Origin of the sequence: Imperialibacter sp. EC-SDR9 (assembly GCF_902498805.1) — a bacterium.
Taxonomy (GTDB): Bacteria; Bacteroidota; Bacteroidia; order Cytophagales; family Cyclobacteriaceae; genus Imperialibacter.
In genome coordinates this window covers 43,827-57,490 of the sequence record NZ_LR701593.1, presented here as the reverse complement: position 1 = coordinate 57,490, position 13,664 = coordinate 43,827, and the positions used below count along the sequence as shown (strand labels likewise).

The following is a 13,664-nucleotide window of genomic DNA, read 5'->3' as shown; positions in this document are numbered from 1 at the left end:
CATGAATAATGTATAAATGACTTTATTTACCTTTACTTTTTTGACTTATGAAAACTATTTTTTTAATGCTGCTACTTGCTGCGCTATGCACCGGATGTGTGAGTACAGGTGTGCTCTTTCAGGATGGAAAAACGGCTGGGAAGAAAGAATTCGATGGTGCCATTGGCATTTCCTACAATGTGGTTCCCTCTTACACCACCGACTCAGCCTCACAAACAGTTAAGCTAAATCCCTTCAAAGTGCCTGCGCCGTGGATCAATATTCAGGCACAGTATGGCCTGGCAGAGCGGCTGGATGTGGGTGGTTCTTTTGGCCTGGGCCTTTTTAGTGCCGGACTCAGCGGTTTCGCCAAGTATGCGCTTTTACCTAATGAAGGTGTTTTTCATCTGTCACTTTATGGTGGTGCGGGCTTTGCCGCCTCCACCGACAAAGTAGAAAATGGCACAGCCACATTTGCCCAACTGGTCGGCGGTATTCCCTTTAGTTTTGATGTTACTGAAACAAATACACTTGTGATCCAGCCGTTGTACAGCCACGATTTTTACAAAGTGAAAATTTCAGGCGACACAGTATATGACGACCGATTTGATGCACACCTTGTACATTTGGGGTTTGGGGTGATTCGAAAAAATTTGGACAAAGATAGGTCTGTGTTTTACAATGTCACGATAAACTATTCGCCATCAGAAAAGAGGGCTTATCCTACTTTTGGCGTGGCGATAAGGCTGTGATCGATAAATGAAGGAGGCTTATTAGACCATTTTTGAAGCGTTAAGCTTTTTGGAAATTGAGCTATCAACCAAATAGCTAACACAAGCAATGATACTGTTATCGGCAGAGGTGCCAGGCAAATTTGCTCCATACTCAAAAATAAACAGAAAATGCGGTTTGTGACTTTCGGCGTGGGGTCGTAATGTCAGGCTTCGCAATTTTTTTTAAATCCAATTGACTAGTTTAGAAGATCATTGAAACCGAACCTGACAAGTCTCAAAAGAAGATATGGTGTCATATGATAATGCCATTTCAGGAAGTAACTGGATAAAGCCGGTATTGATAATCGCTGGAATTATAGCTGCGCTTATCGTTTTCGAGGGTGCGCAGCAATATTATTACCTTCAGAGGTATAACCTTTTCCCTAACGCTAATATTACGCTTCTTGATTTGACCATTGGCCACCTTAAAAGTTGGCTGATCTGGATGCTGGTAGGAATTCCGTTGATTGTATTCGCCCTGCGGCACCCATTTGACAAGGAGGGTGACTACAAAAGTCAGGCACTTATTTATCTTGGATGGGTGTTTGGTGTTCTTTTGCTCTGCATTGCCTTCATCGCTATGGAGGAGGTGTTTTTTCAAGGTGGAGCCGCCACAATCGAGCGATTTATTGGCGGGCTTACGTTCTACACTTTCCAAAAAGGCCCCATTTTTCTTTTGGCTTACACCTCCCTGATTATAACGCTTCATTTTTTTGTGAACATACTGACGCTGGAGCTAACGGTGAAAGAGCTAAGCTCCATGAAGGTTAGCAATCAGTCGTTGTATGAGGAGCTGAAAGCCCAACAGTACGACGATGCTACTCAGTTCATTATTGTCAAAACTGGCAACCGCAGCAGGGTAGTGGCGCTCGACGATATTCGCTGGGTAGAGGCCGACGACTACTGCGTGAGGCTCCACACGAGAACCCAGGAATCGTACGTGCTTAGAGGTTCCATGAAAGCGATGGAGCAGGCCTTGCCTGGAAAGAAGTTTATCCGTATCCACAGGAAGTGCATCGTGAATCTCAATGACGTGGACGAATTTCTTTTCTCTGATACACCCGAAGTGGTGCTCACTGGTGGGATGAAACTGCCGGTGGCTGTTTCGAGGGTAGGACAGATCAAGAAGCATTTGAGCCTGTCGTAACCACCATAAGAGACTTCATTTACCGGTTTCACTTTTACCAGCCAGGCTAGCCTGTCTCCGCAAACCCACCCCCTGCCTTTCTCTTTTTTCGCCGCAATAACCTGGTCTTGACTGAATATCGACAGAAGATGACGCAAAATCGACAGTAGAAGTAGCTAGTATTGAGCACTTTTGGATGTCTGACGGATGTCACTAGTAACAGGCGTTCGATTTCTGACAACAGCTATGGGACTAGTTTTGAATTATCACCTTCAATAGCTATGATCCAACAACTTCCAAAGTCATTCAAGCGTTGTCAACCGCCTCATATGTCTGGCATGATGACTGGTTCATCCGCAAAGCGGGTGGTCAGTTTCTTGTTGGGTAACTTATTCACTGTTTTTACTTCATACGCTCAGGACGTTGTCATCACTCAAATGGCCCTGGAGCCCGATGGCAAAGTGGTGCTCAGGTACAACCTGAACGACGACCGGCTGGATAGGAAGTATTCCCTTTACCTGTACGCTTCTTCCGATAACTACATACAGCCACTGGCGCACGTGAGTGGCGATATAGGCGTAGACATTGCCGTAGGCGGCAACAAAACCATTACCTGGAATGCCAAGGAAGAGCTGGGAGACACCTTTGCAGGGGATGTAAGCCTGGAGCTAAAGGGCAATATCTATGTGCCTTTCATTGCTCTCGACAACTTCGACGATTACAAAGTGCTGAAGCGGGGCAAGCCCTACGAAGTCACCTGGACAGGCGGGCGTGGCGACAATGTGCTGCTGTTCGAACTCTACGAAGAGGATAACAAGATCAAAGTATTCGAAGAGCGCCCGAATGTGGGGAATACTACCATTATCATTCCCAAGGATGTGAAAAGTGGTAGCTACCGCTTCAAAATCAGTGATAGCAGGAACAGGGATGAGGTGGTATTCACTAAAGACTTTAGGGTAAAAGCCAAAGTCCCAATGGTAGTCAAGGCTGGTTTAGGTTTGGCACTGCTTGGTGGCGTGGGATATATCGTTTCGCTGGGTGGGACTGAGGCACCAGAGGAAAAAATTGGAGATCCGATATCTCCACCAAGTAAATGAAGAAAGGAATGAATAAAGTGAAAGTCTTTTTTATTGCTGTGCTTTTTTTGGACGGCCTTGCACAAAACCTTTTCGCTCAAACCACTTACTTTTCTTGGGAAAGTGGATCTCAGACAGGAAATCAACAACCAACCGTGTTCTATCCGCCGCCTGGAAGTAGGTATTCACCCGTTTCCTGGTCTGACGACGATGGTAATTTATGGTTGTTTGGTGGATGGGGTTTCGATAAAAATGGTGTAAATCTTTGGCTGAATGATTTCTGGAAATACGAATTCGCAAATGACAAATGGTCTTTTATAGGAGGTAGCGAGATCAACTATGCTGCTGGCATATATGGAGCGAAGGGAGTGGCCGCTTCTTCAAACTTTCCAGGTGCACGACAAGATGCTTTAACCTGGAAAGACACAGATGGAAATTTTTGGCTATTTGGGGGAAGGGGTGTCACAAGTCAAACAGGTATATCAGCTCAATTGAATGACCTTTGGAAATTCGATCCCACAACTGGCGAGTGGACGTGGGTTAGTGGGCGGGACTATGCTGGGCAGCCTGGTCAAGCGGGCATTTACGGTACGCTGCAAGTAAGTGATGACACTAACGAGCCTGGTGCCAGGTTTGGTGCTGCATTTTGGGAAGGAACATCTGATTTATGGATGTTCGGCGGCACGGGCATTGACAAGACGGGATCCTTTGGGAAATTGAATGACCTATGGAAATTTGATTTGACTTCGGGGCAATGGACATGGATGGGTGGCAGCGATATAGTCGAACAACCAGGAAACTATGGAACGAAAGGAACTGGTAGTACGACCAACATCCCCGGAGCCAGACAACAGCCATTTTTTTGGACTGACGCCAGCGGCAATTTCTGGTTGTTCGGAGGCCAAGGTTTTGACAAGCTGAGTACCGACGACGACCTTCAAGACTTATGGATGTATGAAGTCTCGTCGAATAAGTGGACTTGGGTGTCTGGTGCAGATATTGGGAATGGGGCAGGTGTTTATGATACGAAAGGCGTTGGTAACGAGAGTAATTTGCCTGGTGCCAGGTCAAGTGGTAATTCGTGGATCGATAGTGCAGGAGATCTTTGGTTATTTGGGGGCCTTGGTAATAAAGAAAATGGAGCGAGGGCTTTCCTTAATGATTTGTGGAAATACGAAGTGGGGACCGGGCTATGGGTATGGGTAAGGGGCAACCCGCTGGGTAGTTTAGAAGCATCTTACGGAACAAAAGGTGAAGGAACAACCACCACAACACCAGGCCCCAGGCAATGGTCTGCTTCCTGGGTTGATGAGAGTGATCAACTGTGGTTATTTGGAGGGATAGGATATACCGTTGGATTTGAGTTCGGTTCATTGAATGATCTCTGGAAATACGATATTTCCTCCGACCAATGGATCTGGATAAGTGGCACTGACTTGTTGGACCAATCGGGTGTATATAGTTTTTATGAAATTGAATTGGACACAAATGAGCCAGGTGGCAGAGAGAACGCCAGTTCATGGGCTGACGGCGCTGGCAATCTGTGGGTCTTTGGCGGAGTTTGCGACCAGCGTGACGAGGTGACAAATAGGGGAACTTTGAATGATTTGTGGAGATATGATATTGCCACCAAGAAATGGTCGATAATGACCGGGGAAGTTATCATCAATCAGGCTGGTGTGTACGGTACAAAGGGTGTTGGATCGGTAAATAATAGTCCGGGATCAAGAGCGGGAGGGCATACCTGGAACGACGGAGATGGCAATTTATGGCTATTTGGGGGGGTGGAAAAGGAAGGGTTTCAGGGTTATTTTAATGACCTTTGGAAATACGAGATAGCCACAGGTGAGTGGATGTGGGTCAACGGAAGCAACACTAAGAATCAGCCTGGGATTTACGGCACCAAAGGCGTGGCAGCCGAGTCCAATGTTCCGGGAGCCAGGGAGTTTGCTATAACGTGGTTTGAAAATGGCGACTTGTGGCTTTTTGGAGGGCGTGGCTTTGATAAAAATGGTACTTCAAGTATGCTAAATGACCTCTGGAAGTACGAAATATCGACTGGGCAGTGGGCATGGATGAGTGGAAACGATATTGTCAATCAGTCGGGAGTTTACGGAACAAAGGGAACTGGGTCTGTTAACAACTTTCCCGGGGGACATTGGCATTCCACGGGATGGAATAACCAGAATGGTAATCTGTGGTTGTTTGGCGGATATGGCTATGATAAAAATGGAGCTATTTCTGATTTGAATGACCTTTGGAAGTATGAAATCGGAAGCGGTAAATGGACCTGGGTGGCTGGAAGCGATATAATCAATCAGCCGGGAGTTTACGGTGAGTTGGAAATTGGAACTTTAGCCAACACACCTGGTTCCAGGTACAATGCTGTTAGTTGGACAGACGTCGCCAATAACTTATGGTTATTTGGAGGCAGAGGTAATGATACAAATACTGCTTCTGACGGGTATTTGAATGATTTTTGGAAGTTTGATATTGTTGAAAATGTCTGGATTTGGATGGCGGGTAGTAATGCCCGAAACGAGGAACCAAATTATGGAAGTCTTGGGGCTCCGACGGTCGACAATATTCCAGACGCCAGAACAGGATCCACAGCTGTTACTGATGAGAACAACAACCTTTGGCTTTTTGGTGGTCGACGAAATTATGGAGCTACCTTAAGCAACTGGGGTGAACATAAAGGCGATTTGTGGAAGATCGCATTTTCGCCTTTGCCTACAGAGATAACTGGTATTAGCAATGTCACGCAATCATCATTTACTCTTTCCTGGGCAGGTGTTGATGGCCTTTATCCGGCAAATGATTATCAGATTGATCTAGCGGCAGATGTTGGGTTCACCGAAATCGTACCTGAGTATGAGTCCCTTTCTACTACAAATACCAGCATCGATTTGAGTAACCTTTCCTCAGGGGTAACATATTTTGTTAGAGTGCGTGCTAGCAATGCTGTAGGTGTGTCTAAAAATTCCAGTGTTGGGTCGCAGCTCCTGATTCCTGCCAATCCGGTGGCCACGGCAGCAACGGGCGCCACTCAAACATCTTTTTCAGGCAATTGGGAAGCAGTAACAGGGGCATCCAACTATTACCTGGAGGTGTCTACTAACGAAAATCTTTCGTCTCCTTTGACCGGATACGACGGTGCAGTGGCCATTGCCTCTTCCAACACCAGCGAAGAGCTGAGCGGCTTGTTATCCGGAACGACTTATTATTATCGGGTGAAAGCAGGGAATGCAGCAGGTACTTCGGCTGCGTCGAATACTGTATCACAATTGACTTTGCCAGCCGATGCGGTAGCCGCCGCTGCCACGAATGTCGGCCAGACTGGCTTTACAGCGAACTGGGAGAGTGTGATCGGAGCAGCCAATTACTTTTTGGAAGTTTCAACCAATAGCGATATGTCGTCGCCGATAGCTGGTTACGATGGCACCACCGCCATTGCTTTTCCGGCTACAAGCAAGGCATTGCCCGACCTGGCATCCGGCACGACTTATTTCTACAGAGTGACTGCAAAAAACTCAACAGGGGCCTCTGCTGCCTCCAATATTATTTCTCAAATTACCATTCCCGCTAATCCAGTGGCAACAACTGCGACGGGTACTACTCAAACATCTTTTTCTGCCAACTGGGAGGCAGTCACAGGCGCATCCAATTATTACCTTGAGTTGTCCGCTAATGAAGATCTTTCGTCGCCTTTGGCCGGTTACGACGGCACTGTGGCGATTGCCTCTTCCAACACCAGTGAAGCGCTGACCGGCTTGTCATCTGGTGTTACCTATTACTATCGGGTAAAAGCCGGAAATGCGGCTGGCACCTCTGCTCCGTCGAATATCATCTCACAATTGACCTTGCCGGCCGATCCGGTTGTAGGTGCAACTACAACGGTCACAAAAGATGCCTTTACTATCACCTGGTCGGCAGTGGCAAGTGCTACAGGCTACCACGTTCAGTTATCCACTGATGATTTTACTTCCTTCATTGGCGGAGTCGATGGGAGTACAGTATTGACTGGGGAAAGCCTGATGGTCAGTGGCCTGCTACCAGCTACCGCCTACAAATACAGGGTACAGGCCGTCAATGCCACTGGTAGCACAAACTACTCTGCCCCCGGTAGTCAAACCACCAAAACAGAAAGTCCTGCTGCATCTGCTGCTACAAATGTGACACAGTCAGGAGTCACTGCCAATTGGTCGGCCGTGACGGGAGTGGTTAATTATTACGTCGAGATGTCGCCAAATGCCGACTTTTCGTCTCCTGTGGCAGGCTTCGATGGTACTGTAGCGGTTGCTCCGGACTTGTCTTCAGTAAGTGTGACAGGATTAACGGCTGGAATAACCTATTTCTATCGAATCATTTCAGAAAATGCTGGCGGTCGATCAGTACCCTCTAATACCATTTCTCAAATTACCATTCCTGCCAACCCTGTGGCATTTGATACGGCTGAAGAAGACATTACTGCTACTAGTGTCAAAGCAAACTGGAATGGCGTCGCTGGGGTGGTCACTTATGAATTGGAGTTCTCTCTTGACAACTTCGCCACGCTGGTGGAAGGATTTAATCCTTTGATTGTAGAATCTGCTACAACAAGTGTCATTGTTTCCGGTTTATTGCCTCAAACGTCTTATCAGTTCAGGGTGAGGGCGAGAAACAGCGCCGGAATCTCCGGAAACTCCAATGCCGTGTCGGTGTTAACCATCAGCAATGCTACGTCCCTGCCGCTGGCAGTGGCAGCACTAAGCTTCTCGCCAAAACAAGACAACACCACGTCTCAGACCTTGAACATTTCTGTCACAGGAGGTACAGCGCCTTATGTTGTGACAGCGAGTCATCGGGGATTACTTCAAAGTGAATATACTATTGCAACGCTCACGGAGATAACAACTGGCAACTACTCCTTCACCGTTAGTCCTGAAATGCTCGATGAAATGGGTGTGCAGTTTGAAATTACAGCCACCGATGGCAAATCGAACAAACAATTTAGAAACGGGAGTATTGCCCGGGCGTTTGGTGAGGCAGCCAGCCCGGCCCTCCCCTTCGAACGCTTTGGAGGCACCACACTGACCTGGAACCTTTTCACCATTCCTTATGAGCTGGACAATAAGCTGGTGAGCAACATCTTTGCTGACCTTGACCAAAACAGGCATGAGTTCGACTGGAGAATTGTGCGGTACCGTAACTCAACCAACGACTATGTCAATTTTAATACTGGTCAGGTAAAAGTAGGGGAGGCTTATTGGTTTAATTCCAAAGCCAATGTCAGCATCAACGTAGGGGCTGGCCAAACCACCGCCTCAATTCCCTTCCCAATGACTCTCCTGAAAGGCTGGAATCTCATCGGTAATCCTTATACTATTCCAATCTCCTGGGATCAAGTATTAGCTGACAATCCAGACAAAACAGGCATTGACCCCATCCGGCTTTTTAATGGCACTGCCCTGGTCATTGGGGACGTTGTGCAGCCATTTTCTGGAGGCTTTGTCTTCGCCGAAGAAGCCACGTCAGTGGACATCGACCCCATCGCTTCCAAGCCTAATGGCAGAATGCTGGCTGGAGAGGGCAGTATAGAAAGCACCGATATTGATGATTTGGCCTGGCTGTTCCCGCTACAGCTGAGCGATGGACAAACCATTACCGCCGTCGGCGGTGTGGGCATGCACCCAGATGCCCTGGAGTTGAAAGACGAATTCGACGGTATGGTACCCCCTCGTTTTATCCACTACAGCGAGATGTATACCACACACGAGGCTTATTTCTACCCGTACTTCTCCACTGATGTCGTGCCCACCAAAGGCGGCCACACCTGGAGCTTTACGTTATCATCAAACAAAGTAGTAGGACCAACCAACCTGACCTGGGACATGGAGGCTTTGCAAAACAAAGCCTCCGGTCTCTACCTGCTCGACCAGCAAAGTGGCAAGCTGGTGGACATGAAAACCACAGATAGCCATACTGTTGACCTCAGCAAAGGCGACTTTAAGTTTGAGGTCTACTTCGTTTCCGGCGGCGATCAGGTCATCCCTCACCAGTTATTGCTGGGCGATGCGTATCCTAACCCCGCCAGCACACAGACGATGATCCCCATACTGCTGCCAGGTGACGCTAATGAGCTGGTTGACATCGATTTGTCGGTGTTTGATATGAATGGGAACCGGATCACCACTTTAGCCAATGGGAAATATCGGCCCGGAGTGTATGAGTTTATTTGGGACATAGGAAGCCAGCAAAAGAGGTCTGTTAGTGGCATGTTCTTTTATCGACTGGACTTTAACGACAACAACAGGGCACCACTTTACAAAAAACTAATTCTGCGATGAGGAAGATAAAGCAAATTTTGGCGGTAGTTGGATTCATTCTTTTTGCTGTAGCGCAAGTCAATGGCCAGGTGGTGGTTGACAGAACCAACAAAGTATCGCTGGATTTTACGAAGCCCATCAAGGCAACGGTACTTCCGGAAGTCAATTGGGTGCTGCCACGCCTGGAGTATACGAATAGTGAGGAAAACAAGGTAGATATCAAAGCCAATGTGAGCAGCAAAGTGCCCTTGAAAAGGGTGACGCTTTCGGTTCTTACTTCGCTGGATGATGAACCTATGGCTACCATGGATATTCCCTTACTTAGCCCGACCTCAGCGGAATTTGAAAAGAATATGTACCTGAGCGATGGCCAGAACTATGTGAGGATCACTGCGGAAAATGTGGATGGAGGCATTGTGTCGGACGACCGGTCGGTTATTGTCGGCATGGATGCCCTGAAAGACGCCATTGCCATTGATAGAAAAGACTACGCCGTGCTGTTTGCTACAGATAAGTATGACAACTGGAGCGACCTCACCAACCCAATTTATGATGCAAAAGCGATAGGCAAGGAGCTGGAAGAGCGGTATGGTTTTGAGGTAAGGATTGTTGAGAATGCGAGCCAGGACCTGGTTTTCAATACGTTGAGAGAATATGCCCAGAAGAGCTACAAACCGCAGGATCAGCTTTTCGTGTTTTTCGCAGGGCACGGACAGTACGACGAAACCTTCGGTGAAGGATTTGTGGTAGCTCGCAACTCTATAGCCAACGACCCAGGCAAGAATAGCTATATCAGCCACAGCCGACTCAGAAATATTATTGACAATGTGAAGTGTCAGCACATTATGCTGGTGATGGATGTGTGCTTTGGCGGTACTTTCGATCCGGTGCTGGCCTCATCAAGAAGTATTTACGAGGAAATGGACAACTCCGAATTCATCGTCAAGAAGCTATCGCTGCGAACCAGGAAGTACCTGACCAGTGGGAGCAAGGAGTATGTGCCCGACGGCACACCGGGCAGTCACTCACCTTTTGCTGTAAGGATGCTTGAGGCGCTGAAGACCAGCGGCGGAGGAGACAGGTTGCTGACCATTTCCGAAGTAAATGTGTACATGCAGAAACTGCAAACCACACCAAGGTTTGGTTCTTTTGGTGCTGACGACCAGGGCAGCGAGTTTATGTTTATCGCCAGGTGAACAACATGCTGATGATGGTTGCTGATAATAAGCAGCACGCTGTTTAACGGCTAATGTAGCAGAACTATTTTTTTGGTGTCCAGCAAACAAGCGGGGCAGCTTTGGGCAAATACCAATTGCTTTTTTTTTGCCTTGGTACCTTTTTTCCCAGCACCCCACCTCTCTTTGCCAGCCTCACACAAATGTCATATTCCCGACTGACAAAGGTCAGGACATCAGGGATTTGTGGGGAATACCTTAGCATCACTGACCACCAAAAAAGAGCAAGTCATGAAAAATCTTCTCATACTCGGCGCAGGGTCCGCAGGTACAATGATGGCTAATCACCTCTCAAAGAAAATGTCATTAAAGAGTTGGAACATCACGATTGTGGACCAGTTCGATAAGCATTATTACCAACCTGGTTTCTTGTTTCTTCCTTTCGATGTTTACAAGGAACAGGATGTATACAGAGAAAGAACAGACTATTTGCCAGACAATGTTAATTATGTTCAAAAGGCTATAGATATCATTAAGCCCGAAATAAATCAGGTTGTATTGGCCGACGGGACTATCCTCAAATATGACTTATTGATCATTGCAACCGGGTCACAAATTGCTCCAGGTGAAGTAGAAGGGATGCAGGGTAGCGAATGGTATAAGTCTGTGTTCGACTTTTATACCTTCGAAGGATCCCGCAACCTACGTGACAAACTACGTGGCTGGAAGGGTGGGGATATGGTCATCCATATTACAGAAATGCCCATTAAATGCCCGGTGGCACCCCTTGAGTTTGCCTTTCTTGCCGATTGGTATTTCCACGAAAAGGGTATCAGAGACAAGGTGAATATTTACTATGTGACACCGCTCGACGGTGCCTTCACAAAGCCGGTGGCGTCTTCCAAACTAGGTCATTTACTAGAAGAAAAAGGCATCAACATCGTGCCCGACTTTGCCATAGCCAAGGTAGACAACGAAAATAAAAAGATTGTATCCTGGGATGACAAAGAAGTCGCATTTGACCTGCTTGTGACAATTCCTACCAATATGGGTGACGATGTAATTGCCAAATCTGGCATGGGCGATGACCTCAATTTTGTACCAACAAATAAACACACGCTACAATCCAGCAATTTTGAGAATGTGTTTGTAATTGGCGATGCAACCAATGTGCCGGCGTCAAAAGCGGGCTCTGTTGCCCACTTCCAGGCTGAGGTACTCACCGATAATATCCTGAGGTATATAGAAGGCGAGCCACTCAAAGAGGACTTCGATGGCCACGCTAACTGCTTTGTGGAAACAGGCTACGGCAAGGCCATGCTGATAGACTTCAACTATACGACTCAGCCAGTTCCAGGAAATTTTCCTTTCGCTGGCGTCGGCCCGATGAAGCTCCTCAAGGAAAACAAGGTCAACCATTGGGGGAAACTAGGATTCCGCTGGGTTTACTGGAACATGTTGATGAAAGGGTATAGTATCCCTTTCATTACGGCTCAGATGCAAAAAGCAGGAAAAGAGCTGGAAGAAGAAAAATTAGAAACTGTATAATCATCATAAAACCAAAAATGACTATGGAAGCTGTAATTGCAAACCGTCCCGTAGAAGTGAATGAACAAGGTTACTTGTTAGATATGAACCAGTGGGACAAGGAAATAGCACGTGGTATTGCTCTTGAAGAGGGCATTGAACTGACTGACCGTCATTTTGAAGTACTCAATTATTTGAGGAAGGAACAAGAGAGTGGCACGGCGTTGTCTATCCGCAGGGTCGGTAAATCAGGAGTGGTAGATATCAAAGAGTTCTATGCTCTGTTTCCAGAAGGCCCACTCAAGAAGGCCTCTCGCATAGCAGGTATTCCCAAGCCAGCAAGTTGTATTTAGTCACTTAAAAATTTGAACCATGGAAACTGTAGAAGCACCCGCAAAAGCCCCGACAAAAAAGGAAAAGAAGCTGAGGAAGATAATGATCATCAATTCTAAGGCAACTATCGACTCTGTGTATGCTGCCCTTATCCTGGCCAACGGCGCAAGGATGGAAGGTATCGAGTCAGAGATTTTCTGCACATTCTTTGGGCTGGAAATGTTGCAAAAAGATAAGATGGATCATTTGCATGTGGCCACCGTGGGCAACCCCGGGTTGCACATACCTACCATGATAGGTGGGCTGCCTGGTATGGAGACACTGGCCAGTACAATGATGCGTAAAGAAATGGACAAGCTGGATATTCCTCCGGTTAGCGAATTTCTCGAAATCTATAAGGCGTCTGGTGGCAAAGTTTTTGCCTGTAAATTGGCCATGGAAATGTTCCACCTGGAGAAAAAAGACCTTTGGGATGATTTGGATGAGGTGCTAACTGTCGGCGATTTTTACAATCGGGCTGACGAAGAGGGCACGCAGATCATTTTCGTTTAACAGTTCCAAGTTGTCTGAAAGGAGCCCGGGTTATTCGAACCCGGGCTTTTTTCGTTTTGTGTTTGGCTGCCCAGGGGCTATTTTAACTTCCCTTTATAAGTGCGTTTAAACTTCTCGTACCTGGGAATGGAAACTCCCCGCACATAACCACTGCCCGGGTTGTGCTCGATATAATCCTGGTGATATTCCTCTGCTCTGTAGAAAGCTTTCAGTTCCATTATTTCAGACACAATGGGCTTGCTGAACATGCCTGAGCTATCGAAGGCCTTTAGCGATTTTTCTGCTATGGCTTTCTCCTCCGGTGTCATATAGAACAAGATGGAGCGGTAAGAATTGCCGACGTCCGGTCCCTGACGGTCCTTGGTAGTTGGATCCTGCGACGTAAAGAATACTTTGGTCAGCTCTTCGTAATTAATCCTGGAAGGGTCGTAGTAGACCAACACTGTTTCAGCATGACCCGTCGTTTCAGTATTCACAAGTTCGTAGGTGGGGTTTTTGGTGTGCCCACCTGCGTAGCCCGACACTGCCGAGTCGACACCCACTACTGCCTCAAAGATATGTTCTGAACACCAGAAGCAGCCTTCTGCAAAAGCAGCGATGGCTTTTCCGGCAGGAGCCTTAAGGTCAACCTGACGTACGCCACCGTCATTTTTTGATTTTTGGGCATCGCAGGAATAGAAGCCTAATACGGCTATAAGTAGTGATGATTTGGCAAGAGTATTTCTCATGATGTTGATAACTTGGTAAATGGCCGATAAGTTTCAAAAAATACTATTCATTAAAAGTCCCGACCAAGACAGAATGGATGCTAAACC

The 13,664-nt window shown here is 47.1% G+C and carries 9 protein-coding genes; 8 read left to right on the top strand and 1 reads right to left on the bottom strand.

The window, feature by feature from the left end; translation table 11 throughout:
• Nucleotides 1–47: 47 nt before the first annotated feature.
• The 8 genes from GC130_RS18645 to GC130_RS18610 all read left to right on the top strand — a co-directional run bounded on the left by GC130_RS18645 (nt 48) and on the right by GC130_RS18610 (nt 12,849).
• The gene (locus GC130_RS18645) at nt 48–731 is read left to right on the top strand and encodes a hypothetical protein (protein WP_151999862.1); all 684 of its coding nucleotides are present in this window, start codon (nt 48–50) and stop codon (nt 729–731) included.
• A 268-nt stretch (nt 732–999) separates the two neighbouring features.
• Entirely contained in the window at nt 1,000–1,899 is a 900-nt protein-coding gene (locus tag GC130_RS18640; RefSeq protein ID WP_151999861.1) for a LytTR family DNA-binding domain-containing protein, read from the top strand.
• A 260-nt stretch (nt 1,900–2,159) separates the two neighbouring features.
• On the top strand, nt 2,160–2,975 hold the full coding sequence (locus tag GC130_RS18635; protein WP_151999860.1) for a hypothetical protein: 816 nt from the start codon (nt 2,160–2,162) through the stop codon (nt 2,973–2,975).
• Nucleotides 2,976–2,983: 8 nt separating this feature from the next.
• Nucleotides 2,984–9,283 (top strand): kelch repeat-containing protein, encoded by a 6,300-nt coding sequence (locus GC130_RS18630; protein ID WP_193217909.1) that lies wholly within the window; start codon nt 2,984–2,986, stop codon nt 9,281–9,283.
• Nucleotides 9,280–10,458, top strand: coding sequence for a caspase family protein (locus tag GC130_RS18625; RefSeq protein ID WP_151999858.1), 1,179 nt, complete (start codon nt 9,280–9,282; stop codon nt 10,456–10,458). Before GC130_RS18630 ends, GC130_RS18625 begins: the two co-directional genes overlap by 4 nt.
• Before the next feature lie 270 nt (nt 10,459–10,728).
• On the top strand, nt 10,729–11,985 hold the full coding sequence (locus tag GC130_RS18620) for an NAD(P)/FAD-dependent oxidoreductase (RefSeq protein ID WP_151999857.1): 1,257 nt from the start codon (nt 10,729–10,731) through the stop codon (nt 11,983–11,985).
• A gap of 23 nt (nt 11,986–12,008) precedes the next feature.
• Nucleotides 12,009–12,317, top strand: a complete 309-nt coding sequence (locus GC130_RS18615; RefSeq protein WP_151999856.1) for a TusE/DsrC/DsvC family sulfur relay protein — start codon at nt 12,009–12,011, stop codon at nt 12,315–12,317.
• Nucleotides 12,318–12,336: 19 nt separating this feature from the next.
• Entirely contained in the window at nt 12,337–12,849 is a 513-nt protein-coding gene (locus tag GC130_RS18610) for a DsrE/DsrF/DrsH-like family protein (protein WP_151999855.1), read from the top strand.
• A gap of 77 nt (nt 12,850–12,926) precedes the next feature.
• Here GC130_RS18610 and msrA read toward each other — a convergent pair whose 3' ends face one another.
• Nucleotides 12,927–13,577 carry a peptide-methionine (S)-S-oxide reductase MsrA gene (gene msrA, locus GC130_RS18605; protein WP_151999854.1) on the bottom strand — a complete coding sequence of 217 codons (651 nt, stop codon included), beginning with the start codon at nt 13,575–13,577 and terminating at the stop codon, nt 12,927–12,929.
• Between the last annotated feature and the right edge of the window lie 87 nt (nt 13,578–13,664).